This window comes from Streptosporangium heterodermiicola (genome assembly GCF_051390675.1).
In the GTDB taxonomy this organism is placed as follows: Bacteria; Actinomycetota; Actinomycetes; order Streptosporangiales; family Streptosporangiaceae; genus Streptosporangium.
This window is the reverse complement of sequence record NZ_JBPJSR010000033.1, coordinates 19,092-43,417: the sequence shown is the minus strand read 5'-3', so window position 1 is coordinate 43,417 and position 24,326 is coordinate 19,092. Positions and strand designations below refer to the sequence as shown.

Sequence of the window (24,326 nt, the reverse complement as noted above, 5' to 3'; positions counted from 1 at the left end):
TAAGCCCCTGAGACCCATCCCTGGCCTTCCGCCATGGAACGAGCAGGAGAGGTATACAAGGAAATATGAGATGGCGAGATCGCTATGGGTTGAGGCGCCTGCGCGGGCCGAGGATCGCCAAGTACGACCGCGCCACGACCGACGCCGACATCGAGGCGCTCATCGCCTTCGCGAAGTCGCGCCGGGGCGTCGAGTTCTACGTCGAGCCCGAGACCTTCGCGACGAACACCACGGCGGTGGCCGTCGCCGACGACGGTGAGTGGACCCGGCGCCGGGTCGGCTCTCCCGCGGTGATCCGCAAGGTGGCCCGCGACCTGGCCCTGCCGGTCTACGACGTGCAGCTGACCGGCTATCCCCCTCGGATGAGGGCCTACAACGAGCGCCAGAAGCGCGCGGAGGGCTGAGCCGGGAGATCCGGCCCCCTCGTCACCGGGCCGGGGAGACCCCGGCCGTCCGGTGACACGGGAACGCGGGGAACCGGCGGCCGGCGCCGCCGGGCCCGTCCGGCGACACGCCCGGCCGCCCGCGAGGCGACCGGGCGCGCGGACGGCGTCGGGAAGATCATCGTGCTCGCCGGTGCCGGCGCCGGTCGGCGCCGGTCACATGGGCGGCGCCGACCGGGGCGCGCGGGGTCCCGGGGGCACGGCCATTCCACGATGCGAGACTTCCCTGGTTGGAGCGGCCGAACGGCGGCAATCACGATACACGTCGCGGAACGTCGTACCGGGGTGCGCGCGTTCGGGGGTGTCTCCCGCGTAATCTTTTTCTTCCCTTCAGGTGAGTACCGTCAGAAGGTTGAAGCCCGCGATCATGAGTCGCTATGTAAAACAGGATTTATGCGTATTTGTACGTTTCATGTTGGTGCGTGGTATGCGCTGAAGAGTGATGCCGATGGATTTCAAGATTCTTGGACCGATCGAAGTTCGCACGTCCAATGGGCAGCCGATCGCCCTCGGGCGACGCAAACAGCGGGTGTTGCTCGCCGCCCTGCTGCTCAATGCCGGTAAGGCGATCCCCACCCATCGGATGCTCGACTGGTTGTGGGGCGAACAGGCCCCCGTCAACGCCGAGTCGAACCTCTACACGTATATCTCCGCGCTGCGCAGGGTGCTCGGTTCGCCTTCCCGGATCGAGGCGGGCTCCAACGGCTACGTGCTCCGGGCCGCTCCCGGCGAAATAGACGTGAGATTGTTCGAAGAACTCGCCTCTCAAGGGCGTCTGATGTTATCCGAAGGACGAAATGACGTCGCGCTCGAACGCTGCACCCGGGCCCTGGGCCTCTGGCGCGCCGAGGCGGTTCTGGAGGGACTGCCCCTGCCCGAGCCGTTGCGCGGCGAGGCGGCCCGGCTGGAGCGGCTGAGGACGACCGTCGTGGACGCCGCGCTGGAGGCCCGCCTGGCGCTGGGCCAGCACGGCGAGCTGCTTCCCGACCTGGAGGCGCTGACGCGCAGGGACCCGCTGAACGAACGGCTCCGGGCACAGCTCATGCTCGCCCTGTACCGCTCCGGCCGCCGGGCCGACGCGCTCGCGGTGTACCAGCGCGCGCGGGAGATGCTCGCCGCGGAGCTCGGCGTCGACCCCGGCCCGGATCTGATCCGCATGCACCGGCAGATCCTCGCCGACGACTCCGTACTGGCGGCGCCGTCACCGTCGGTGATCGCCCGCAGGGTCTTCGCCCCGGCCGAGCTCCCGATCGACTCGGCCGCGTTCACCGGGCGGGCCGCCGAGGTCTCGCGGCTGCGGACGGCGCTGGTCTCCGCGAGCCCCGGCCAGGTCGTCGTCTCCGCGATCGCCGGAGCGGCCGGGATCGGCAAGTCGGCGTTCGCCGTGCACGTCGCCCACCAGATCGCGGACCGGTTCCCCGACGGGCAGCTCTACGTGAACCTGCACGGCTCCACCCCCAACGTCAAACCGCTGGACCCGGCCGAGGTCCTCGCCCGCCTGTTACGTTCCCTCGGCGGCGACGACGCGGCCGTGCCGACCGAGGTGGACGAGGCCGCCGCGCGGTTCCGTTCGCTGACCGACGGCAAGCGCCTGCTGTTCCTGTTCGACAACGCCAGGGACGCGGCGCAGGTACGGCCGCTACTGCCCGCGAGCCCCACCTGCTGCGTGCTGATCACCTCCCGGAGGATGCTGACCTCCCTGGACGCCGTCACGCATCTCCGCCTCGACGTCATGGCGGAGGACGAGATGACCACCCTGCTCAGCCGCCTGATCGGCGAGGAGCGCGTCGCCGCCGACCCGTGGGCGGCGAGCGCCATCGTGCGGCTCTGCGGCGGCCTGCCGCTGGCGATCAGGATCGCCGCCGCCCGGCTGATCGCCCGGCCGGGCCTGACACTGCGGGTCCTCGCCGACCGCCTCGCGGTGGAGGATCACCGCCTGTCCGAGCTGCAGGCCGACGACCGGGCGGTCCGGGCCTGCTTCATGGTGAGCTACCGCAGCCTGAAGCCCGAGCACTCCCGCATGTTCCGGCTGCTGAGCCTGCTCGGCGGGTCCGACATCAGCGTCGCGGTCGCCGCGGCGCTGGCCGACCGCTCGGAGGAACAGACCGCCGATCTCCTGGACCACCTCGCGGACGTCCAGCTCCTGGAGGTCCGCGACGCGGACCGGTACCGCATGCACGACCTGCTCTGCCTGTTCGCCCGCGAGCGGACCCGGCAGGAGGAGACCGAGGAGGAACAGGTGCAGGCCGTACGGCGGGCGCTGCACAGCTCCCTCGTCATCGCCTGCACTCTCGGTGACGTGTGCAACCGGCGACCCCGGCGGGACGCCAAGTTCGGGCACCTCGCGCTCGGCCGCTTCGGCCTGCCGCCCGACGGCTGCACGGCCGACCCCCGATGGCTCAACGCCAAGATGGCCGACCTGCTCTCCAACGCGCGCCAGGGGCGCGGCGCGGCGGGGGACGGCATCGGTCTCCCGGTCGCCCGCGGCGTCGTCAGGTACCAGCCGTCGTACGGGTGGGGCCGCTAGGGACACCGAGACTCCCTCGGAGGGTCGCCGGTCCCGGCGGCGGAGTGCCCGGGTGAGCGCGGGGGACGAGGTGGCCACACCGCCCGCCCCCCGCACCCGCCACACGCCCGCCCCTGCCACACCGCCCGCCCCGCCCGAACCGGCCACACGCCCGTACCGCCCGCACCGGCCGCCCCGCCCGCACCGGATGTCGCGGCCCGCGGAATGGGAACGCTCCATTCGATCGACGGCGACGATAAATGAGCGATCGGCGTCGGCCCGCTGGAAATAATCCTCGCGCGAGGCAGCCGTAATCACGGGAATTTACACGCTTGAAATATTCTCGTGTATGCCTGCCGTAATCGCGGTATCCGGTATGCCCGAAATCATCGTCACACGTGACCGCGACGGCCGCGGGATCCGGTAAAGACGAAATCCCGAGTTCGCGCGTCGCGCCGCTCTTTTTCGTCCATGTTTCATCGCGTCGGCGGCGTCGACCTATACAGACTTGTGTGGTCCGAGGTATAGCCGCATTTAACACCATTGGCGAGACGTCTCTTGTCTTCTCACACCTCTAGAGAGAAGGCCGGCACCTTGCGCAGGAAGACCCAAGGGTTGACCGGTGACAGCGGCGGTACTGCCGCAGGAGCCCTGCGGGCACCCATGTCGCGACGATTGCGACCCTCGGACCAAAACTCACCTGTGACGCCACAAGCTGCAAACTCGCGGAAAAACGCCAGGAAAGGTCGAACGTGTCGGAGCTAATCGGCATCGATGAGTGCGAAAATCTTACCGTAAAGCAGGTTCAAAACCTATACGGAAAGTATGTCAGCCGCAGTCAGGTCAACCTCATGACCTCGTTCGGCTTCGGCCGCGAGCTCGCCGAGCGCGCCGAGGGCGCCTGGATCTGGACCCGTGACGGCCGCCGGATCCTCGACGTCACCGGCGGGGTCGGCGTCCTCAACCACGGCCACAACCACCCGCGCATCCTGGCGGCCAGGCGCCGCTTCGCCGAGGCCAGGCGCATGGAGGTCCACAAGGCGTTCTTCTCGCCGTACGTGGCCGCGCTGAGCCACAACGTGGCCAGCCTGCTGCCCGGCGACCTGAACATCTCCTACTTCCCGAACTCGGGAGCCGAGGCCAACGAGGGCGCCATCAAGATGGCGTACAAGTATCACGGCGGGCGGCGCAACACCATCCTGCGGTCCGACATCAGCTTCCACGGCAAGACCCTCGGGGCGGGGAGTCTGACCGGGTCGTCGGAGAACTCGTTCCGCTTCCCGGGGCTGCCGAACATCGTCGTCCACCCGTACGGCGACCTGGAGGCCGTGCGGGCGGCGGTCGACGCCGCGCGCACCCCCGACGGGAAGTGCGACGTATACGCGATCATGGTCGAGCCGTTCAGCGCGTCGAGCATGCGCAGCTGGTCGGAGTCGGACCTGCGCGAGCTGCGGCGGCTCTGCGACGAGCGCGACATCATCATGATCTTCGACGAGGTCTACACCGGCTGGGGCAAGACCGGCAGCCTCTTCTACTTCATGCGCTACCCGGACCTGCTGCCCGACATCCTCGTCTACTCGAAGTCGCTGGGCGGCGGGAAGGCGTCGATCGCCGGGTACACCGCCCGGGAGCCCATCTTCCGCAAGGCGTACGACCGGCTCTCCGACGTCATCCTGCACAGCACGACCTACTACGGGTTCGGCGAGGAGACCGTCACCGCGATCGAGGCGATCAACGTGATCGTCGAGGACGACTATCCCGCGCGGGCGCGGCAGATCGAGCGCATCCTGAAGCCGGGCCTGGAGAACATCCAGAAGCGCTACCCGGACGTGGTCGGCCAGGTGACCGGGACGGGGGCGCTCTGGGGGGTGTTCCTGACCGGCGGGCCCAAGGTGCTCGACCTGGCGGGAAAGCTGGTGCCCGGCTTCTCCAGCGACCCGCACTTCCGGACCAAGCTGATCACCCTCTCGGTGATCGCCGATCTCTACAGCGAGCACGACATCGTGTCGTACTACAGCCCGAACGTCGAGAACCCCCTCGTCGTCGCGCCGACCCTCGCCATCGAGCCCGACGACGTCGAGTACTTCGTGCAGAGCCTCGACAAGACCCTGTCCAAGGGCCTGCCCCGGCTGCTCGCCCGGTTCGTACGGGAGAAGGTGGGATCGCGGTGGCCTCTCGGGTCGTAGTGACCGGCAGCGCCGGGATGCTGGGCGGCAACCTGGTCCGGCGGCTCGTGACCGAGGGCCACGAGGTGATCGGCGTGGACCTGCGCCCGCCGTCCGACCCGGACCCGGGATGGAGCCACCGGGTCGGCGACGTGCGCGACGTCGCGCTGATGGCCGAGGCGATGGCCGGGGCGGACGCGGTCGTGCACTGCGCGGGCGCGCTGCCGAGCTACCCGGCGGAGCAGATCCAGAGCCTGATCGTCGGGGGCACCCACAGCGTGCTGGAGGCCGCGCGCCGGGCGGGGGTGGAGCGGACGGTCCACATCTCCTCCACAGCCGTGTACGGGCTCCCGAAGCTGGTGCCCACCCCGGAGGAGCATCCGCGCGAGCCGGTCGACCCCTACACCAGGGCGAAGACCGAGGCGGAGGAGCTGGCCGACAAGTACCGGGCCGGCGGGATGTGCGTGCCGATCCTGCGCCCCAAGACCTTCCTTGGTCCCGGCCGGATGGGCCTGTTCGCGATGCTCTTCGAGTGGGCCGAGGAGGGCCGGAACTTCCCGGTCCTCGGCCGCGGGGACGTGCGCATCCAGATGCTCGCCATCGAGGACCTGGTGGACGCCGTGGCAGGGGTCCTGACGGCACCGGCGGACGTCGCGAACGACACCTACAACCTCGCGGCCGCGGAGTTCGGCACGCTGCGGGAGGACTTCCAGGCGGTGCTCGACACGGCGGGCCACGGCAAGCGCGTCGTGTCGCTGCCCGTGCGCCCGGCCCTGGCCGGGCTCCGGCTGCTGGAGCGGACCCGGCTGTCGCCGGTGTACGGGCGGCTGGTGCACAAGCTGCTCGCCGACTCCTACGTCAGCACCGACAAGGCCAGGGACCGGCTCGGCTTCCGGCCCAAGCTGTCCAATCAGGACGCGATCCTCAGCACGTACGCCTGGTGGCGGGAGAATCGCACCGCCGGCTCACAGCGGGGTGCCGGCCAGACCAGCCGTGACGCGTGGCGGCAGGGCGCGCTGTCACTGGCGAAAGTCTTCTTCTGAAGTGACGGGGAAAGCATGTACGTCGTCGAACCGGCAGACCTTCCAGAACTCCCGCGGCCCAGGGGACAGGCCTCGGACCGGAAAACGGAAGCCCGGCCGCCACGCCTGGTCACGGACCTCTTCAGGCTGATACGGCCCTCGCACGCGGCCAAGGCGATCCTCCTGGTGCCGCTCGCGCTCATCGACACCTCCCTGTGGAACCTCGCCACCGTGGTCGAGGTCCTCCTGGCCACGGTCGCGTTCATCCTGGCCTCCTCCGCCGTCTACGTCGGCAACGACATCGCCGACCGGCACCGTGACGTGCACCATCCCGTCAAACGTCACCGTCCCGTCGCCGCCGGCCGCGTGGGCATCAGGGTCGCGTACGCCTACTGCGCCAGCCTGCTCGCGCTGCTCTGTGCCGTCATCCTCCTCACCCCGGGGCCGTACTGGCCCATCGTGGTGTACCTCCTGATCAACATCGCGTACAGCCGCTATCTCAAGCACATCCCGCTCGTCGACGTGGGCACGGTGGCGGTCTGCTTCGTCCTCCGGGTCATCCAGGGGTACGAGGTGGCCGGGGGGCGGGCGGCCACCTGGCTGCTGGTCGCGGTGTTCTCGATGTCCCTGCTGCTCCTCATCGGCAAGCGGCGCCAGGAGCTGAAGTCCGGCGCCGCGCACCGGCCCGCGCTCCACGGCTACTCGCTGGAGCTGACCAACTGGCTGCTGCAGATCGCCTCCGTGCTCGCCCTCGTCTCCGGCCTCATGTACCTGCGCGACGAGGGCCCGTTCGGCCCCCAGTACGGGCAGACGGCGATGCTGCTGTCCACGCCCTTCGCGCTCTTCGCCCTCTTCCGCTACCTGCAGATCCAGCTGATGGACGAAGGCGGTGGTGACCCGGTCCGGATCCTGCTGCGGGACCGGGTCATGGTCGCCAACTCGATGTTGTGGGCGGCCACCCTGGGTGTGACGCTCGTGCTCGCCCACCAGCCGGTCCCGTTGTGAGAGCGACCCGGAAGGAAAGAATGGAAGTCCGCATACTGGGCCCGGTCGAGGTGATCGTCGACGGACGGCGCGTCCCGCTGGGACCGCCGCAACGACGTGCGGTGCTGGCCGCCCTCGCGGTCGACGTCAACCATCCCGTGCCCCTCCAGACGTTGATCGACCGGGTCTGGAACCTCCCACCGGACCGGGCGACGGATTCGCTGTACGCCCACATCGCGCGCCTGCGGCAGGCACTGACGGGAACCGCGGTCGCCATCGAGCGCCGCGGTGGCGGCTACGTGCTGGAGGCCGACCCCGACCGGGTGGACGCCCACCGGTTCCACCGGCTGGCGAAACAGGCGCAGACCCACGCCGGCGACGACTCCTCCCGGGCCGCGCTGCTGGCCGAGGCGATGGAGCTGTGGCGCGGCTCGCCGCTGACCGACATCTCGGGGGACTGGGCCTCCCGGATGCGCTACAGCATCGAGCAGCAGTTCGTCGGCGCCATCGTCACCTGGGCGCAGGCGCACCTGCGGCTGGGACGGCCCGACGCGGTGGTCACCGAGCTCACCCCGCTCGTCCCCCGCTACCCGCTGGTGGAGCCGCTCGCGAGCATGCTGATGCGCGCGCTCTGCGCACTGGGACGCACCGCGGAGGCGGTGGCCCAGTACGCGCGCCTGCGCGGGTATCTGGCCGACCACCTGGGCATCGAGCCGGGACCCGAGCTGCGCGCGCTGCACCAGGAGATCCTGCGCGGCGACCACGACCCACCGGCCTGGGCGGCCGAGGGGGTGGTCCTGGCCGGCGCCCACCACACCGTCACCGGCTGGCCGCCGCTCGCCGAACCGGCGAGCTGGACCCGTCCCGCGGCCCATATGCCCGGCCGGGTGCTGTCCAGGCCCTGACCGTTCCCCCGGTCGTCACCCTCTCGTCGAGACGACCAGGTGCTGCCCGCTGTGGTCGGAAAGCCCCTCCGACCGCACCAGCCCGTACCGGTGCACGGTGACGTCCGGCGTGGTGAACGCCCAGTCGATCCGCCACAGCGGCCACCGGTCGTCCCAGGAGGTGGGGTAGAGCGACCCGAGCACCGGGGTGGCGTCGACCAGCCGGTCCGGCAGCAGGTCCAGGATGCCCATCGCGGGTGAGGCGTTGAAGTCACCGGCCAGCACGACCGGGTGCGGATTCCTCTCCACGTCGGCGGCGAGCGCGCGGAGGTTGGCCCGCCGCCGCTCGTGCTGGGTCCGGTTGAGGCGGCGGGGGTCCATGCCCTTCGGGAACGCGTGGACCGGGGAGTTGATGTGCGTGTTGTAGAGCGAGACGATCTTCCCGCCGTCCCCGCCGCTCCCGCTCTCCCCACCGACGCGTACGTCCGTGCGCAGCGTCTTCACCGCGGAGAAGTCGGGCAGGCCCGGGTCGGGGGGCAGGATCGCGTCGCGTCTCTCCGCCACCCACGGGCGGAGGTCGAGCCCCTGCTGCAGGACGATCGGGAACCGGGAGACCGTCACCAGCTCGCTCGCCGCGGCGATGTGGTAGCCGGGGAACTCCGTGCGCAGCCTGGCCAGGTCGTCCACCCGGACCGCCTTCGAGTCCGGGCCGAAGTAGACGTACTCCTGCAGGAGGTACACGTCCGCCTTCTGGGCGTGCAGGTACCGGTAGAAGTCGTCGATGTCGCGCGACGGCGCGCCGGTGGGCGGCGGCATCGTCTCGCCGCCCGTCACCATGTCCCAGTACAGCGTGTTCCAGGAGAACACCGTGATCGCGCCCGGCGGGGCGGGCGGGGGGCGGTGCCACAGGGCGGCGGGGTTGAGCCCGCTCAGGCCCGCGCCGAGCACCAGGGAGGCGAGCGTCACCGCCGCGACCCATCCCCGGGCCCGGCGCGCGGTGAGGGCCACCGCGAGCAGCAGGACCGGGAGGACCGCGAAGACGAGCGGCGGCGCGAGCTCCGGGGCCTGCCACCACCACACCCGGCCGGACAGCAGGCGATGGACCGCCACGAACACCAGCCAGGCGACCGGCGCGGACAGCAGCGGCCAGGTCCACCAGTGCGACCGCCGGACGGGCTCCGGCCCGGCGGTCGCGGTCACCACCCGCGTGTCGGTCATCGACGGCGGCCGGATCCGGGGCGTAGGCGTGGCGCGGACAGGCGCGGAAGGACCGTCGTCTCGAAGGGCGAGCCTGGTGCGGGCGGGCGCGGACGGACCGTCACGTCGCCGCCTCCCCGGCGGCCGAGGGCCGCACGAGCAGATCGGAATCGTAGAGCCTGCGGAACCTGGCGGAGAGGAACCACTGCAGGACACCGGCCGCCACCCCGGCGGCGATGGTCACGTTCACCACGAAATGCACCGTACCGTAGTAGAGCAGGAAGAGCGGGCCTCTTCGCCGCAGCACGAACCGGTACATGCCGAGGTCCGCCAGGATCGACACGGCCAGGGCGAGGGCGGGCGGCACGGCGCCGAGGGGGCCGAACGCCAGCGCCGGCAGCGTGGCCACCGCGGCCAGCGCGGCGAGGCTGCCGCCGGCCCGGTTCGAGGTCTCGAACCCGCGGGCGAAGCGCTTGCGCCGCGCGTACAGCGGCACCCGGGCGCGGCCCCGCTTGAACAGCTTGCGCAGCAGCTTGAACAGCTCGTCGTCGTGGTCGTGCCGGGAGCGCACCGCCGAGGTGAGCACCATGTCGTACCGCTGGGTGAGGCGGTGGCCGTAGTCGACCTCCTCGGTCTCGCGCAGCCGGGTGTTGAACTGCCCGACCTCGTCGAACACGTGGCGGGGCATCGCGACCATCGCCGGGAAGAGGAACGAGATGGGGCCCTCGGAGCTCGCCGTCCAGTAGTAGTACTGCAGCGCGCGGTACTCCTCGACGAGGCTGTCGCGGATGAGCGGCTCCGGGTCGTGGATGCTGCACACCGCCCCGAGCTTCGGGTCGGCCGCGAGCATGCCCACCGCGACCTCGACGGAGTCGGGGTAGGCGGCCACGTCGGAGTCGACGAACACCAGGATCTCGCCACGGGCGTGGGTGGTGCCGAGGTTGCGCGCGCCGGCCACCCCCATGTTGTGCTCGGTGTGGACGACCCGGACACCGAGCCGCTCCGCGACCGCGACGGAGTCGTCGGTGCTGCCGTCGTCCACCATGATCAGCTCGATCGGCCGGTAGGTCTGCTCCTGCAGGGCGCGCAGGCATAGCTCCAGGGAGCCGGCGTAGTTGTAGTTGGGCACGATCACCGATACCAGCGGGCCGTCCATCGCTCACGCCCCCATCGCCGGAGCGGACGCTTCCGGCATGTCGTAGGTGTTCCGGAACTTGCTGGACAGCACGCACTGCGCGGCGCCGACGAACACCGCCAGCGCGACGGTGACGTTCACCAGGAAGTGGATCGCGGTGAAGTAGACGGTGAACGCCGCACCGGCGTAGCCCCAGACGAAGCGGTACATCCCCAGGTCGGAGGCGATGGAGCCGGCGAACAGCACGAGCGGCACGAGCAGCCAGAGCGGGCCGAACAGCACCGGCAGCGCCAGGGTGACGATCGCGAACAGGGCGGCGAGCGACCCCCAGCCCCGGCTGCTGTTGGTCGGGCCGCCGTTGAAGTCCGGCCGTCGCAGGTACAGCGGGATGTGCAGGCGCGCGCGGTGGAAGAACTTCGACAGCACCACGCTCAGCTTGTCGTCGTGGTCGTGCGCGCCCCTGATCGCGGTGTCCAGCACGATCCGGTAGCGCTGGGTGATCCGGTGGCCGTAGTCGGCGTTCTCGCTGTGGCGCAACGCCGGGTTGAGCGGGCCGATCTCGTGGAAGACCCTGGTCCACATCGCGAAGATCGCGGAGTAGATCGTGGTGATGTCGCCCGCGTCACCGGAGATCCAGTAGTGCAGCTGGAGGCTGCGGTAGCGCTCCACGAGGCTGTCGGGGATCAGCGGCTCCGGCTCGTACGTGCCGCACACCACCCCCAGCGTGGGATCGGCGGTGAGCAGCGCCACCGCGTTGCCGACCGTGTCGGGGGTGAGCGCCACGTCCGAGTCGAGGAAGAACAGCACCTCACCGCGCGCGTGCTCGACGCCGAGGTTGCGCGCCGCCGGTGCCCCGATGTTGGTGTCGGTGATCAGCACCCGCACCCCGTGCCGGTGGGCTATCTCCACCGAGTCGTCGGTGCTCCGGTCGTCGACGACGATCACTTCGATGTGCGGGTATTCCTGCCGCTCCAGCGCGCTCAGGCACAGGTCCAGCGTACGGGCGTAGTTGTAGTTGGGAATGATGACCGAGACCAGTGGCCGCTGCTCATCCATGGTCGATGACCCCTTCGGGTTGGCGGGCCTCCACCGGCCGGGAGGGGACCCGCCCGGCGGACGCTCGCACGCGTTGGTCTGTTCCGATGCTTGTGAGGACTACTTGTCTCCCGCCGGAGCGGGTTCCGCCGCCGTCGTGGACACCGGCACCGCGGACACCTGATCCGGCTCCCGCTCCGGTTCGGGGGCCGGTTCGGAGGCCGGGGCGCGCCGGATGACGATCTCGGCCACCGCCAGCGCCGTCGCTCCCAGCGCCACCTCGCCGACCGTGGAGACCAGCCGGCTCGCCACCGCCACCACCGCGGCCGCCGGCGCGGGCAGCACCACCGTCAGGGCGGCGGTCAGCACCGCCTCGCGGACGCCGATCCCGTCGGGCAGCACGACCGTCAGCATCCCGACCGTGGTGGCCAGGGTGAACGCGCCCACGCACAGTCCCAGGGACGGCAACGGGTCCGCTCCCATCGCGATCGCGAGCAGCCACAGGTGCAGGCCGGTGACCAGCCACGACACCCCCTGCGCGACGACCGCGAACCGGATGCCGCGCGGCGAGGCCGACCTGGCCGGGTCCGGCCTGCGCAGCACCCGCAGCACCAGGTGCGCGCCGTGGTTGACCAGCTGCGGCCGTACCAGCACGACCACGATCAGCACCGCCGCCACCGCCACCAGCCAGGCCACCTGGGTGCCGAGCATGTGCACGCCCGCGAGCAGCCCGATCGTGAGCCCGGTCAGCAGGACCAGGCTCATGCTCAGCGCCGCCGTGCCCATCAACCGCCCGAAACCGACACCGTTGGCCGTGGCCACCTTGGTCGCGGCGATCAGGCCCGGCACCTTCCCCGGCACGTACTTGCTCAGGAACGTCACGAAGAAGACGCGCGCCACCCGCGGTTCGCCGACCGGCGGGCCGAGCTCGAACAGCACCGCCCGCCACGCCAGGTAGCCGAACCCCAGCCCGGCCATGCTGATCAGCAGCGCGCCGGCCAGCAGGAGGCCGATCCGCCCGCCGTCGCTCCTGGCGAGCATGACGGAGACCACGCTCCAGTCCTGCCCGGCCAGTGCCACCGCCACCGCGCCCACCAGGACCAGCGCGAACGCCGCGACCAGGACGCGCACCAGCGCGCGGGGCGGACGCCACGACGGCAGGCGCCACGGCCGGCTCTCGGTCACTCGGGCGCGCCGGCCGGGGAGACCGGGGTGAGGCCGGTCTTGGCCGGGTGCCCCTGGCGGCGGAGCAGCTCGTAGACGAGCCTGGGCAGCCCCGCGCCGGCCCCGAGGAAGAACGCCGTGTGGTAGCAGAACTGCATCACGGCCATCTGGAACGCGAAGCCCGCGCCCCGGTAGCGGTGGGAGTATCGGAGGAAGTCACGGTTCACCGTCACGAACGCCGCCAGCAGCAGCGCGAGCACTACGAGCAGCCACGGCACGAGGAAGACGAACGGCAGCGTGAACAGGCTCAGCGCCGCGGAGACGGAGGAGATCCGGGGCGGCAGGCGGCGGGTGCGGGGATCCGGGCCGATCATGTCCAGCCGGAACCCGATCGTGTCGTCGTCGTACAGCCGCCGCGCCCTCAGCATGATCACCGGTAGGGTGCTGGCCCTGACGAACCGCTCCCACATGCACTCCCAGAACCGGTCGACGTCGTCCGCCCTGGTGACCACGGTCGCGGTCACCACCAGCCGGTACTTGGACGGCACCCGGTTGCCGAACTCGAAGTCCTCGCCGTCGCGCAGCCGCTCGTCCAGCCCGCCCGCCTCGCGGAAGACCGTGCGCGGGATCAGCGAGTTGGACAGGAACGTGGACACCGCCCGCTGGCGGTCGAAGTGCTCGGAGAAGACGCGGTATCTCTCCACCAGGCCGTCGTCGTACAGCGGCTCCTTGTCGTAGATCCCCTGGACCATGCCGCAGTCGGGCGTCTCCCGGTAGGCCCGCACCGCGTTCTCGATGGCGTCCGGGGCGAGCGCGGTGTCGGAGTCGACGAAGAACAGCAGGGGCGAGTCGCTGGAGTCGACCCCGGTGTTGCGGGCCCCCGACGGCCCCTGGTTGGTCGGCAGCTCGACGATCGTGCACGGGAACTCCCGCGCGATGTCCAGCGAGCCGTCCGTGCTGCGGTCGTCGACCACGATCACCTCGGCCGGGGGGTACGTCTGCGCGTACACCGCCTCCAGGCAGGCCCGGAGAGTCTTCTTCTTGTTGTAGTTGGGCACGATGACCGCGACATCCTCGGGTCGCGCGGTCGCCGGTTCCGTCATGCTGATTCCTTCCACGGCTCAGTGGCCAACCGATAGAACCGTTTGTTGAGGACGGTGGTCGGAGAGTCCGGCGGATCCGGGCATCTCGTAGCTGTGCACGACGACGTCCGGCGTGGTGAGCACCCAGTCGATCCGCCAGAACTCAAGGGGTCCGGCGAGGTAGGTGACCGGATAGAGGGACGGCAGCGCCTCGGTGTGGTCGACCAGCTTCTCCGGCAGCAGCCGGAGCATCCCCATCGCCGGGGTGGTGTTGAGGTCACCGGCGAGCACCACCGGGTTGTCGTTCGCCTCGACGTCGGCGCGAAGCGCCCGGTAACTCGCCTCGCGCCGGCCGTGGGCGTACTGGTTGGAGTCGCGGGCCGCGCCGTCGTACAGCCGCCATTCGAGCGGGGGCTGGTTGATCTGCGTGTTGTAGAAGGAGACGACCTCGCCGTTCACCCGGATGTCGGTGCGCAGCGTCTCGACCGTGTAGGAGTCCGGCCAGGACCGCATCACCTCCGGTATCGCCTTCTGCTCCTCGGGCAGCCACCGGGTCATGTCGAGCCCGCGCTGCGCGACGATGGGAAGCCGGGAGAGCGTGATCAGCTCACCGGACGTCGCGACCTCGTATCCCGGGAACTCGCGTCGCAGCTCCGCCGTCTTGTCGATGCGGAGCGCCATGTCGGCGGTCCACTTCGTCGCCATCATGTCCCCCGCCGAGGTGTCGACGTAGAGATACTCCGAGAGCAGGTAGACGTCCGCGTCCATCTCGCGCAGGTAGTCGTAGAAGTTGGGCGAGTAGCTGTTGCCGTCGGAGGTGCGCCAGTCCTGGTCCCAGAACTCGGTGTTCCAGGTCGCCACCTTGACGGCGTCGGGCGGCGCGGGCGGCGGGGTGTACCAGAGGGTCGCCACGTTGATCCCGCTGTGTCCCGCGCCGAGTGCCACGGCGAGCACCAGCAGCGGGATGACCCGCCGGCGGACCGGGCGCGCCAGCGGCGCGACCACCAGCACCAGCAACGGCACCGCCACGAACATGAACGGCGGCATCAGGTCGAGCGGGGCCCACAGCGAGGTGCGGCCGCTCGCCAGCAGATGCGCGACCAGGAACAGCAGCCACCCCGTGGTTGCGGTCACCACCAGCCGGGTGCCCAGGCACCACCGCCGTCGCGGCCGGATGAACCGGGCGAGGCGAGCTCGCCCGCCGATCGGTTTCTCGGGAGGGACATCCGTCGGCTGATCCTCGGTCATGATGTCCCGGTCGCCCATCAGCACACCACCTCGGCACGTAGGTCAGGCCGGCGACAGCCATTGACGATCCGCGATCACTTCCAGCGGACCTCAACGTACTGACCGGTTCTTGTCGCTTCCTTGTCGTCCGCGCCGCGGGCCGCGCAGGGCTCACCTTCGGATCGCGCAAACCTCAGTCCCGGACCACACAAGCCGCGCAGAATGGGAACCGTATGACATGGCGGACCGAACGACAAGAATGAGACAAGCCGTCGGGGCTAGCGTGGGCGGGAAGCAAGGCGGTCGGGGGTCGGGCGACGAGCCACGGCCGCTTGACCGAAGACCCACCTGGGCAGCCCGCCCTGATCATCGGCCAACACCCGGCGGTTCGGAAAGAGCGGCCTTCAGCCAATGGAGCACCTGTGAGTCGAGAACGCCCGCTAGTCTCGGTCATCGTCCCCAGCTTCAACCGATCCCACGTGTTACGCCTGTGCCTGCGCGCGCTGGAGAAGCAGACCTACTCCCCCATCGAGGTCATCGTGGTGGACGACTGCGGCACCGAGGACGCGGCGGAGGTGGCGAGGTCGATGGGCGTCACCGTGCTGCGCACCGAGGTGAACAGCGGCGCCTCGACCGCGCGCAACCTCGGCGCGGAGCACTCCCACGGCGAGATCCTGCTCTTCCAGGACGGCGACATCGCCCTCGACCCGGACGCCGTCGAGAACGCGGTGAACATCCTGCAGGCCGAGCCCAGGCTGGGTGCCCTGGGAGGCATCCTGCACCCCGAGCCGCTGGCGGCCCAGACCCTCCCCGCGCAGTATCGCGCGCTGCAGATGTATCACTGGTGGATGCCGACCGACCGCCCGACCCTCGAACTGCACGCGGCCGTGCTCGCCGTGTCGGCCGAGGTGTTCAAGGAGATCGGCCCCTTCAACCCGCACCTGAGCGACACGGTGTCCGCGGACTATCGCTCCCGTTTGATGCAGAAGGACTACGAGGTGCGGATCACGGCCGCCGTCTGCGGCCGGGCCGACCACGACTCCACGATGCGGATGATCCTGAGCAAGGTGTTCAGGCGCGCTCGGGTGAGCGCGCGGGAGTGGACCCGGGGCGAGACGCCGGGCGACTCCGTGCCGCGCGCGTTCGGCGGTGTCCTGCTGGTCGTCGCCGTACCGGCGCTCCTGCTGCCGCTGCTGGTCGGCCCTCTTGGCGCCCTCGTGTCGCCGCTGCTCGTCGCCGCCGCCGTGGCCCTCGACGGCAGCACCTACCGGCGGGTGTTCGCCCGCAGGGGCCTCCCCTTCGGCCTCTACTTCAGTGCCGTCCACCTTCTGGTCACCCTCGTGGGGGCGACGGGAGCGGGGGTCGGCGTGCTCCAGCGCGTCCTGCAGCGAGGACGTCCGGTCTCCACCTGGGTCCCCCAGACCGGTGGCCTGAAGAACCAGTGACGCGCACCGGCGTGCCCCTCGTCGCGGCGGCCTGAGGTTTTCCCGGCCTGGTCGCGCCTGCCCGGAGCTTTCGTACGCCTGCCGGGAACACCCGCTCGCTCTCCGGTCTCGTGGGAGGCCGGGCCGGCGGACCCGGCCGTCCCTGCCACTCCTGCCGCCCCTGCAGCCTCTCGTCACCGGAGCCGGGGAGACCCCGGTCATCCGGTGGCGCGGGGGCGCGAGGAACCGGCCGCCGCCTCGCGGCCGGGACCGGGGCCAAGGCCGGGACCGGGACCGGAGCCGGAGCCGGAGCCGGAGCTGGGGCCGGAGCCGCTGGGCTCTTCCAGCAGCGCGGCCATCGGGAGCAGCCAGGCCATCCGGGGACTGCCCATCTCCTGGTCGAGCTCCTCGGGGCTGGGCATCCTGTCGTTGAGCACGTGGGGCGGGACCAGATGGCGGATCGCGTGCGCGAGCAGGTTGGCCATCGAGTATCCGGGGTCGGCCTCGTGCGCCCGGGTGAGGGCGACGCCCGCCAGCGCGGAGTCTCCCCGTCGCCAGGCGACCAGGCCGAGCAACGAGGCAGCCGGAGGCACGAACCTCGGCTCCAGCCTCCGGGTGAGGTCGTGCCAGAGCTTGAGATGCGCGTCGTGGCTCTCGTCGGTGACCAGCGCCCACGCCTCGTCACGGATCCTGATCACCGCCAGGTCGAGCCCCAGCCTGGCCGCCTGGTCCTCGTCGAGCCGCCCTCCCGAGGCGTAGGTGACGACCGCCTCGCGAACCCTCGCCATGCCGTCCGCGACGAACTCCGCCGCGAACCCGTCGGCGTCGCGGCATCCGGCGAGCCTGCCGCGCATCTCCTCCGTGAGGCGGCCCGTCGCCTCACGGATGGCCTCCCGCGCGGCTCCGGTGACCGGGTCCAGCGAGCGCTCCAGGGTCTGCCTGTCCGGCAGGGCGACCAGCCCGTGCAGCACCGCCTCCGCCGCGACCGCACCGGCCCATCGTTCGTACGGCATGCCGTCGGCCGAGCAGCAGTCGGTCCGCGAGCATCCGTACGACCAGTAGCGGCCGTCTTCCACCCGGAGCGCGTCGACGACGGTGAGCCCACCGCGACGGAACAGCGCCACGGCCTCGTCGACGGCCGGGGTCACCAGCGGGCCGGCACCGTAACCGACCACGACGACCTGGGTGACGCCCTCCTTCCCGAAGAGCGGGACGATCTGGCCGAGACCACCGGGCCCCAGCGGCAGGTCCCACCGGACGGTGAGGTGCAACCTGCCCCTGGACAGACTGCCGGTGAGACCGATGACGACGAGGCTGTCGGCGGGATGGAAGCCCAGCAGATAGGGGACGGCGCCCAGGACGTCTTCCGTGGAGCCGAGCAGGAGCCGGGGCTGCGCGGCGGGCAGAGAGGGTGGGGAGGGCGGTGAGGGTGGACGCGGCGGCTCGGGCGGGACCGGGGACAGGGGGAACGGCGCTTCAGGTGAGACCGGGGGTGAGGGCTCGGACGAGGCCGGAGACGGAGGGGAAGAGGGCTCGGACGAGGCCGGGGTGTCGGGTGTCATGTCCCGAAGCCTCGCCGGAACCGGGCCACCGCCTCCGCGCCGAACCCCCTTCTGTGGAAAACCCCTTCGGCTGTCCACGGCCGAACCGCCGAGGAACCGCGGAAACCTCTCAGACGCCCCTGTCGACGCGCGGGCTCTCGCCCGTCCTGCCCACCGGGAGGACGGGCGGCGCCAAACGGGTGCGGACCATGATGGCCGCACCGGCCACGGCGGCGGGCATCGCGATCACCGCGACGAACGGGATGAGGAAGAGCAGGAAGAGCAGGACCCCGAAGCCGAGCGCGGGGGCCTTGTTCCCCCTGAGCAGGCCGAAACGCCGCTTGCGCGTCAGTCCCCTGCGTTCGAGGGCCAGCGTGGTCAGCTCGATCGTGAGGAAGAAGCCCGAGACCAGGGCGCCCAGCACCGGCACCACCGTCTGCCCGATCACCGGTACGAAACCGAGGAAGAACAGCGGGATCGTGAACAGCAACAGCCATCCGAGGGTGATCAGGCTGTCCCTGATGGATCGGGGGATCGACTTCCACAGCGGGAGGTCGTAGCCGCTCGGCACCTCCCCGTGGGTCTCCTCCACCTTCTCGGAGAGCTTCTCGTAGAAGGGGTCGCCCAGGATGAGGGTGATCGCGGTGAAGGTCACCACCGACAGGATCAGCGCCGCGCCGAAGAGCGCCAGCCCGACCACCGCCCGCAGCGCGGTCCGCGCGGCCTCACCCCATCCGTCGGCGAACGGCGTGCCCCACGCGGCGATGTCCAGCGCGTTCGTACCGAGGAAGTAGAGGCCGGCCGCGTAGAGGGCGAACGCGATCAGGGCCGGGATCAACCCGAACAGCCACCAGCGCGGGTATCGCGCGACCCAGCGCAGCCCTTGGAAGAAGAACCCGATGCCGTCCAGAAAGGAGCGGAAATGACCCATGCCGGAAGATTATCGGGATCGGACGTCACCCGGGAGAGCGCGTACGGGACGACCCCGGTCCCACTGTCGTACATGCGAGCCGGGCAGGTGCCGGAGGCCGCGCTTCCGCCGGGCCCGGGACGGGGGCGACGTCGGACGTGGGCGGAGACCGTCCTCTCCCGGCCGACCCCCGGCCGTCCTCCCCTGCTGCCCCCGGCCGCCCTCCCCGGCCCCCCGGCCGTCCTCCCCCGCATGCCTGGCACGGCGCGAATCCGATGACGGACATACGGAACGGCAGGGCGTCAGGGACGCGGCCAGAGGCTGGGGACGGAGACCCCGAGGGTGGCGAAGAGGCGGCGGAGCAGGGGCAGGGAGATGCCCAGGACGTTGCCGTGGTCGCCGTCGATGCCGTCGACGAACCAGCCGCCGCGACCGTCCAGTGTGAAGGCCCCCGCGACGTGGAGGGGCTCGCCGGTGGCGACGTACGCGGCGATCTCGTCGTCTCCGGGGGTGCCGAAGCGCACGACGGTCGCGCCCACCTCGGCCACCTCGCGCCCGTTCGCGACGTCGATGACGCAGTGGCCGGTGAGCAGGCGGCCCTCGCGCCCGCGCATGCCCCGCCAGCGGGCGACGGCCTCCTCGGGTGAGGACGGCTTGCCGTAGGCCCTGCCGTCGAGTTCGAGCATCGAGTCGCAGCCGATGACCAGCCCGTCGGTCAGCCCACCGGCGACCACGGTCGCCTTCGCGCGGGCCAGCGCGAGGCAGAGCTCGCTCGGGCTGTCGGCGGTGATGGCATCCTCGTCCACCCCGCTCACGATCACCTTGGGATCGAGTCCGGCGCTGCGGAGCAGGGCGAGGCGGGCGGGAGAGGCGGAGGCGAGGACGATCTGGGTCACGGGCACCGAGCCTAGCGCGCCTCCGATCCCCGCCAGGCTCCCCGGCCCGCGCGGCCCACAGCACAGCCCACAGCACGCCCCACAGCGGGTGCCCGGCCCACGACAGCCCCCCGCCCACGACAGATACCGGTCCGCGGCGGGCGCGGTCGGAGGTCAGGCGTGCGGTGGGGGCGGGAGCTGCGGAGGCGGTTCCGGGGAGGGGAGCTCCGGGGAGGGGAGCCCGGGAGCGGTGTTCACCGGGAGCCCGGCGGCGGCGTAGGCCTCGGCCTCGGCCAGGGTCTCGTTCTCCAGCAGGGCCGCGGCGATGCCGTCCAGGCGGCTCCGGTTCTCCGCCAGGACGGCCAGGGCGACCTCGTAGCACTCGTCCACGATGCGCCGTACCTCCTGGTCCACCGCGGCGAGGGTGTCCGGGGCGGCGGCGGGCTGGCCGTCGGAGGCGGCGGCGGGCAGGACGGTCAGCGGGCCGATCCTGGCGGACATGCCCCAGCGGCCGACCATGCCGCGGGCGATCACGGTGACCTGTTCCAGGTCGTTCTCCGAGCCGGTGGTGACCACGCCGTAGACGACCTGCTCGGCCGCCATGCCGCCGAGGGCCCCGACGATGCGGTCGCGCAGGTACTTCTCGTCGTAGGCGTACCGGTCGGTGTCGGGCGTGGAGAGCGTGACGCCGAGCGCCCGCCCGCGCGGGATGATCGAGACCTTCCGCACCGGGTCGGCGCCCGGCTGGAGCATGCCGAGCAGCGCGTGGCCCGCCTCGTGGTACGCGGTGCGCCTCCGCTCGTCCTGCGGGATCACGACGGCGCGGGCCGCGCCGAGCAGGATCTTCTCCAGCGCGTCGGCGAAGTCGGGGGTGTGGACCCTGTCGTTGCCCCGCTTGGCGGCGAGCAGCGCGGCCTCGTTGACCAGGTTGGCCAGATCAGCGCCCGTCATGCCGGGGGTGGTCCTGGCGAGCCGTTCCAGGTCCACGTCGTCGGCGAGCGGCACGCCCCGGCTGTGCACGCGCAGGATCGCCAGCCGCCCCTCGGCGTCCGGCGCGGACACCACGACGGTACGGTCGAAGCGGCCGGGCCGCAGCAGCGCCGGGTCGAGGACCTCCGCCCGGTTCGAGGCGGCGATCACGATGACCCCCTCGGAGCCGGTGAAGCCGTCCATCTCGGTGAGGATCTGGTTCAGGGTCTGCTCGCGCTCGTCGTGGCCGCCGATGGTGCTGCCGCCCCGCACCCTGCCGATCGCGTCGATCTCGTCGATGAAGATGATCGACGGCGCGACCTTGCGGGCCTCGTCGAACAGCTCGCGCACCCGCGAGGCCCCGACCCCCACGATCATCTCGATGAACTCCGACGCGCTCGCCGAGAAGAAGGGCACGTCGGCCTCCCCCGCCACCGCGCGGGCGAGGAGGGTCTTGCCGGTGCCTGGCGGCCCGGCGAGCAGCACGCCCTTGGGCAGTTTCGCCCCCAGACGCCGGTACTTGTCGGGGTCCTTGAGATAGTCGACCACCTCGGCGACCTCGTTCTCGACCTCGTCGATGCCCGCGACGTCGTCGAAGTCGACCCGGACCTTGGCCGGTTCCACCGGTTTGGCCGCCCTGGACCTGCCGAGGCCGCCGAGACCCCCGAGGCCGCCCATCCCGCCGCCGCCCATCGCGCCGGACGCCGCGCGCCGGACGAACCAGATCCACAGGCCGGCCAGCAGCAGGACCGGGACCAGGGAGAGCAGGAGGTTCGACAGGAGGCTCCCGCCGACGGGCTCGGCCCTGATGTTCACCTTCGTCGCGAGGAGCTGCTGGTAGAGCCCGGCCCGGTCGGCGAAGACCGGCAGCTCGGTGGAGAACTTGTCGTACGTGACGTTGTCGCTGTCGGGGTCGCGGGCCGCCTTCCTGAGAGTGCCCTCGATCGCCGTACCCGTGGCGTAGACCTCCTTGACGTTCCCCGCACGGACCTGCTGGGTGAACTGGGTGTAGGAGATCGGCTCGGTGGGCTCCGCGAAGAACGAGGAGACGATGAAGAAGCCCGCGTAGACGATGACCATGGTCATCAGGAAGCGCACCCAGTTGAACCTCGGGCGCTGCGGAGCGGGTGACCCGCCGCCCTCGGGCAGGCCCTCGGACCGCCAGGGCTTGGGCCCGCTCCCCTGGTCGGGCGTGTCGGGGCCGCTCCCCTTGCGTTCCTGAGACGCCGGTCGGTTCACGGACTTCCCCCTCGACGGCTCGGGGGAGTCTGGGCGGGCGTCCCGGAGGCGCGTCCGGGACGCCCGACTCAGTCCGGGCCCTCGAACCGGGGCCGCCTCCGCAGGAGAGCCGAACCCCGCGCCCGACGAGCGGGCGGAAGGTCGTCGCGCGTGCGGCGGCGAAGCGTCCGGCCGTGAAATTCCCCCGAGTTTCACCAGGTCACACGGACAAGGCGATTCCTGCCCAGGTGAGACTCAGTTCAATCCGAGACCCCGTCGATCCGAGGTCACCTCAATCCGAGGTCACCTCAATTTGAGGGAGGAGACCGCGGTGTTGATGGCGCGCCAGTACTTGCTCTGCGCGTCGGGGATCGTCGCGAAGAGCATCGCGGGCTTGGCACCGGAGATCTCGGTCACGGCGACGGCGGCCATGGAGAAGCGCGCCTTGCCCTTCACCTTGTACTTGACCCGGTAGGCGAGCAGCCAGCCGTTCTTGATCGGCTGCGAGGCGGTCCAGGTGATCTTGCCGCCCTTGGGGTGGTGGTTGAGCGTCCACCTGGCGGCCAGCAGCGCGGTGTCCTTGGCCTCCTTCTGCACCAGGATCGGCACCGGGCAGCTCACGAGCATCGCCCGGTGAGCGGCGCCCTTCGCCTTCGGCAGCACCTGCTTGGTGGAGAACGGCGACGCGCCGAAGACCTTCCAGGGCTTGCCCAGGCGGACCAGCGAGACGCCGGACTTGCCGTCCCGGACCCGGCGCTTGCTCTTGTCCGCCTTGCCGGAGAGGCGGCCGAGCCGCTTGTCACGCGGCAGGTCGGGCACCCGGGGGTCGACGAGGGCCGCGATGACGGCGCTGCGGTCGGGCGCCGGCTCCGAGCCGTCGGGCGCCGAGGAGGGAGCGGTCGTCTCGGTGGAGCTCTCCGAGGGGGACGCCGACGCGGAGGGGGTCCCCGAGGGGGACGCCTGCGCCGGCGTGGAGGCGGACGGCTCCGCCGAAGTGGCCGAGGTCGCCGGGACGGACGGCTCCGCCGATCCCGAACCGGGCGAGGGTGGCGCGGCAGATGGCGCGGCGATCTGCCCCGTCTTTCCCTCGCCCGGTTGATCTGGGGAGCCCGAGGAGACGAAGCCGACCACCGCCGCGACCGCGGCCAGGACCACCGCGAGGCCCACGGCCAGGAAGCGGTAGATGACACGCATCGGCAGGTCGCCGATACGGGACCGCTTCACGGGGGAATCCGGTAGCTTCGGGGGGCTCTCCGCCACGACTCTCGGCATCTCCGACGTGGCCGCCTCCGCGGTCACGTATGTCGGCGCGGGACCCGTCTCCCGGGTCCCCTGAGTCCCACCCAACCCATCGAGCACGATCGGGAGCGTACGACAAATCCGGTTTTCCCGTGCGGGATCCCCATCACACTTCGGGAACGAGTACCTTCCTCACCCTTGTACGAAACATCCCGCGATGCACCCTGCGATGATTCCAGGATGTTCGTGGAACGCCAGGTGGAGCTCAGGTTCGACGTCTCATCACGCGAGGCGAGGACGCACACCAATCTGTCGGCCGTACGCACCGACGCCCTGGGACTCTGGCTGGCCGGTGACGAGACCGCCACCGTCGAGCATCTGGCGTTCCGCGCCGGGCGCTTCGACGACCAGCGCACCTTCCACCTCGCCGATTTCGTGGACCTGCCCGCCGGGCGCGACGAGGAGGCCGACATCGAGGGCCTGGGCCGGGCGGACGGCTGGCTCTGGGCGATCGGGTCGCACAGCCTCAAGCGCAGGCGGGTCAAGAAGGGACACTCGGCGCACAAGGCCCGCCGCCGCCTCGGCAGCGTGGTGCGCGAGGAGAACCGCTACATCCTCGTACGGCTGCCGCTCGTCGGCGCCACCCCGGTCCGCGAGGACGGCTCCCGCCGGGCGGAGATCCTGTCGGGTCCCGGCCGGAACCTGGCCGACCTGCTGGCGGACGATCCGCACCTCGCCCCCTTCGTATCGATCCCCAGCAAGGACAACGGGCTGGACATCGAGGGCATCGCCATGCTCGGCGACCGCCTGTTCGTCGGCCTGCGCGGCCCGGTGCTGCGCGGCTGGGCCGCGATGCTGGAGATCCGGCCGGAGAGCGATCCCCGGCGTCCCGGCAACCTGAGGCTCGCCCCCATCGACGGCAGGCCGTACCGGACGCACTTCCTGAACCTCGGCGGGCTCGGCGTCCGCGACATGTGCCCGCACCGGGACGGGATGCTGATCCTCGCCGGGCCGACGATGAGCCTGGACGGCCCGGTCCGGGTGCTGCGCTGGGAGCCGGAGAACGAGCCGTCGGTACGGCACGAGCTCGACCTCGTCGGCGACCTGCCGCACGGGAACGGGAACGACCACCCGGAGGGGATCACCGTGCTCGACGGCGAACGCCTCCTGGTGGTCCACGACAGCCCGTCGGAGGCACGGCTCACCTCGGAGGGCGGCGTGCTCGCCGACATCGTCAGGATGTCCCCCTGACCACCCGGCCCCGGAACCCGCCTGCTCCCCCGCGAACGCCGACGTCCTCGTTCAG

General features: G+C 71.0%; 19 protein-coding genes. 8 read left to right on the top strand and 11 right to left on the bottom strand.

Annotated elements, in window-relative coordinates:
* Positions 1-65 precede the first annotated feature (65 nt).
* The 6 genes from ACSC1Q_RS39525 to ACSC1Q_RS39500 all read left to right on the top strand — a co-directional run bounded on the left by ACSC1Q_RS39525 (position 66) and on the right by ACSC1Q_RS39500 (position 8,025).
* Positions 66-404, top strand: a complete 339-nt coding sequence (locus tag ACSC1Q_RS39525; RefSeq protein WP_436763869.1) for a hypothetical protein — start codon at positions 66-68, stop codon at positions 402-404.
* A gap of 487 nt (positions 405-891) precedes the next feature.
* A complete protein-coding gene (locus ACSC1Q_RS39520) occupies positions 892-2,970 on the top strand; it encodes an AfsR/SARP family transcriptional regulator (protein ID WP_436763868.1) in 2,079 nt (692 codons plus the stop codon).
* A gap of 830 nt (positions 2,971-3,800) precedes the next feature.
* Positions 3,801-5,135 carry an aspartate aminotransferase family protein gene (locus tag ACSC1Q_RS39515; RefSeq protein WP_436763867.1) on the top strand — a complete coding sequence of 445 codons (1,335 nt, stop codon included), beginning with the start codon at positions 3,801-3,803 and terminating at the stop codon, positions 5,133-5,135.
* A complete protein-coding gene (locus ACSC1Q_RS39510; protein WP_436763866.1) occupies positions 5,117-6,157 on the top strand; it encodes an NAD-dependent epimerase/dehydratase family protein in 1,041 nt (346 codons plus the stop codon). The genes ACSC1Q_RS39515 and ACSC1Q_RS39510 overlap by 19 nt, the downstream gene beginning before the upstream one ends.
* A 165-nt stretch (positions 6,158-6,322) precedes the next feature.
* The gene (locus tag ACSC1Q_RS39505; protein ID WP_436763865.1) at positions 6,323-7,141 is read left to right on the top strand and encodes a UbiA prenyltransferase family protein; all 819 of its coding nucleotides are present in this window, start codon (positions 6,323-6,325) and stop codon (positions 7,139-7,141) included.
* Positions 7,142-7,161: 20 nt separating this feature from the next.
* Positions 7,162-8,025 carry an AfsR/SARP family transcriptional regulator gene (locus ACSC1Q_RS39500; protein WP_436763864.1) on the top strand — a complete coding sequence of 288 codons (864 nt, stop codon included), beginning with the start codon at positions 7,162-7,164 and terminating at the stop codon, positions 8,023-8,025.
* Positions 8,026-8,040: 15 nt separating this feature from the next.
* Here ACSC1Q_RS39500 and ACSC1Q_RS39495 read toward each other — a convergent pair whose 3' ends face one another.
* The 6 genes from ACSC1Q_RS39495 to ACSC1Q_RS39470 form a co-directional block, all read right to left on the bottom strand.
* Complete coding sequence (locus tag ACSC1Q_RS39495) at positions 8,041-9,222, bottom strand: endonuclease/exonuclease/phosphatase family protein (RefSeq protein ID WP_436763863.1); 1,182 nt, start codon at positions 9,220-9,222, stop codon at positions 8,041-8,043.
* Positions 9,223-9,322: 100 nt separating this feature from the next.
* The gene (locus ACSC1Q_RS39490) at positions 9,323-10,357 is read right to left on the bottom strand and encodes a glycosyltransferase (RefSeq protein WP_436763862.1); all 1,035 of its coding nucleotides are present in this window, start codon (positions 10,355-10,357) and stop codon (positions 9,323-9,325) included.
* A gap of 3 nt (positions 10,358-10,360) precedes the next feature.
* On the bottom strand, positions 10,361-11,392 hold the full coding sequence (locus tag ACSC1Q_RS39485) for a glycosyltransferase (protein WP_436763861.1): 1,032 nt from the start codon (positions 11,390-11,392) through the stop codon (positions 10,361-10,363).
* 99 nt (positions 11,393-11,491) lie between these two features.
* Positions 11,492-12,556: a lysylphosphatidylglycerol synthase domain-containing protein gene (locus ACSC1Q_RS39480; RefSeq protein ID WP_436763860.1), complete on the bottom strand. Its 1,065-nt coding sequence runs from the start codon at positions 12,554-12,556 to the stop codon at positions 11,492-11,494.
* The gene (locus ACSC1Q_RS39475) at positions 12,553-13,638 is read right to left on the bottom strand and encodes a glycosyltransferase family 2 protein (RefSeq protein ID WP_436763859.1); all 1,086 of its coding nucleotides are present in this window, start codon (positions 13,636-13,638) and stop codon (positions 12,553-12,555) included. The genes ACSC1Q_RS39480 and ACSC1Q_RS39475 overlap by 4 nt, the downstream gene beginning before the upstream one ends.
* An 18-nt stretch (positions 13,639-13,656) precedes the next feature.
* Positions 13,657-14,751 carry an endonuclease/exonuclease/phosphatase family protein gene (locus tag ACSC1Q_RS39470; RefSeq protein WP_436763858.1) on the bottom strand — a complete coding sequence of 365 codons (1,095 nt, stop codon included), beginning with the start codon at positions 14,749-14,751 and terminating at the stop codon, positions 13,657-13,659.
* A gap of 515 nt (positions 14,752-15,266) precedes the next feature.
* Here ACSC1Q_RS39470 and ACSC1Q_RS39465 point away from each other — a divergent pair.
* Entirely contained in the window at positions 15,267-16,289 is a 1,023-nt protein-coding gene (locus tag ACSC1Q_RS39465; protein WP_436763857.1) for a glycosyltransferase family A protein, read from the top strand.
* 197 nt (positions 16,290-16,486) lie between these two features.
* Here ACSC1Q_RS39465 and ACSC1Q_RS39460 read toward each other — a convergent pair whose 3' ends face one another.
* The 5 genes from ACSC1Q_RS39460 to ACSC1Q_RS39440 all read right to left on the bottom strand — a co-directional run bounded on the left by ACSC1Q_RS39460 (position 16,487) and on the right by ACSC1Q_RS39440 (position 23,005).
* Positions 16,487-17,830, bottom strand: a complete 1,344-nt coding sequence (locus tag ACSC1Q_RS39460) for a DUF4192 domain-containing protein (protein ID WP_436763856.1) — start codon at positions 17,828-17,830, stop codon at positions 16,487-16,489.
* A gap of 109 nt (positions 17,831-17,939) precedes the next feature.
* Positions 17,940-18,740 carry an EI24 domain-containing protein gene (locus tag ACSC1Q_RS39455; RefSeq protein WP_436763855.1) on the bottom strand — a complete coding sequence of 267 codons (801 nt, stop codon included), beginning with the start codon at positions 18,738-18,740 and terminating at the stop codon, positions 17,940-17,942.
* Positions 18,741-19,021: 281 nt separating this feature from the next.
* A complete protein-coding gene (locus ACSC1Q_RS39450) occupies positions 19,022-19,615 on the bottom strand; it encodes a Maf family protein (RefSeq protein ID WP_436763854.1) in 594 nt (197 codons plus the stop codon).
* Positions 19,616-19,768: 153 nt separating this feature from the next.
* The gene (gene ftsH / locus ACSC1Q_RS39445) at positions 19,769-21,802 is read right to left on the bottom strand and encodes an ATP-dependent zinc metalloprotease FtsH (protein ID WP_436763853.1); all 2,034 of its coding nucleotides are present in this window, start codon (positions 21,800-21,802) and stop codon (positions 19,769-19,771) included.
* Positions 21,803-22,084: 282 nt separating this feature from the next.
* Positions 22,085-23,005 (bottom strand): hypothetical protein, encoded by a 921-nt coding sequence (locus ACSC1Q_RS39440; RefSeq protein WP_436763852.1) that lies wholly within the window; start codon positions 23,003-23,005, stop codon positions 22,085-22,087.
* Positions 23,006-23,260: 255 nt separating this feature from the next.
* Between ACSC1Q_RS39440 and ACSC1Q_RS39435 the strand changes: the two genes are divergently transcribed.
* Positions 23,261-24,271 (top strand): DUF3616 domain-containing protein, encoded by a 1,011-nt coding sequence (locus ACSC1Q_RS39435; protein ID WP_436763851.1) that lies wholly within the window; start codon positions 23,261-23,263, stop codon positions 24,269-24,271.
* The last annotated feature ends 55 nt before the right edge of the window (positions 24,272-24,326 follow it).

What these genes read in the sequence shown, in the direction of transcription:
- ACSC1Q_RS39525 (WP_436763869.1), top strand. Translation starts at nt 66, where the DNA reads ATGAGATGGCGAGATCGCTATGGGTTGAGGCGCCTGCGCGGGCCGAGG.
- ACSC1Q_RS39500 (WP_436763864.1), top strand. Translation starts at nt 7,162, where the DNA reads ATGGAAGTCCGCATACTGGGCCCGGTCGAGGTGATCGTCGACGGACGG.
- ACSC1Q_RS39495 (WP_436763863.1), bottom strand. Translation starts at nt 9,222, where the DNA reads ATGACCGACACGCGGGTGGTGACCGCGACCGCCGGGCCGGAGCCCGTC.
- ACSC1Q_RS39515 (WP_436763867.1), top strand. Translation starts at nt 3,801, where the DNA reads ATGACCTCGTTCGGCTTCGGCCGCGAGCTCGCCGAGCGCGCCGAGGGC.
- ACSC1Q_RS39490 (WP_436763862.1), bottom strand. Translation starts at nt 10,357, where the DNA reads ATGGACGGCCCGCTGGTATCGGTGATCGTGCCCAACTACAACTACGCC.
- ACSC1Q_RS39485 (WP_436763861.1), bottom strand. Translation starts at nt 11,392, where the DNA reads ATGGATGAGCAGCGGCCACTGGTCTCGGTCATCATTCCCAACTACAAC.
- ACSC1Q_RS39435 (WP_436763851.1), top strand. Translation starts at nt 23,261, where the DNA reads ATGTTCGTGGAACGCCAGGTGGAGCTCAGGTTCGACGTCTCATCACGC.
- ACSC1Q_RS39475 (WP_436763859.1), bottom strand. Translation starts at nt 13,638, where the DNA reads ATGACGGAACCGGCGACCGCGCGACCCGAGGATGTCGCGGTCATCGTG.
- ACSC1Q_RS39455 (WP_436763855.1), bottom strand. Translation starts at nt 18,740, where the DNA reads ATGGGTCATTTCCGCTCCTTTCTGGACGGCATCGGGTTCTTCTTCCAA.
- ACSC1Q_RS39460 (WP_436763856.1), bottom strand. Translation starts at nt 17,830, where the DNA reads ATGACACCCGACACCCCGGCCTCGTCCGAGCCCTCTTCCCCTCCGTCT.
- ACSC1Q_RS39520 (WP_436763868.1), top strand. Translation starts at nt 892, where the DNA reads ATGGATTTCAAGATTCTTGGACCGATCGAAGTTCGCACGTCCAATGGG.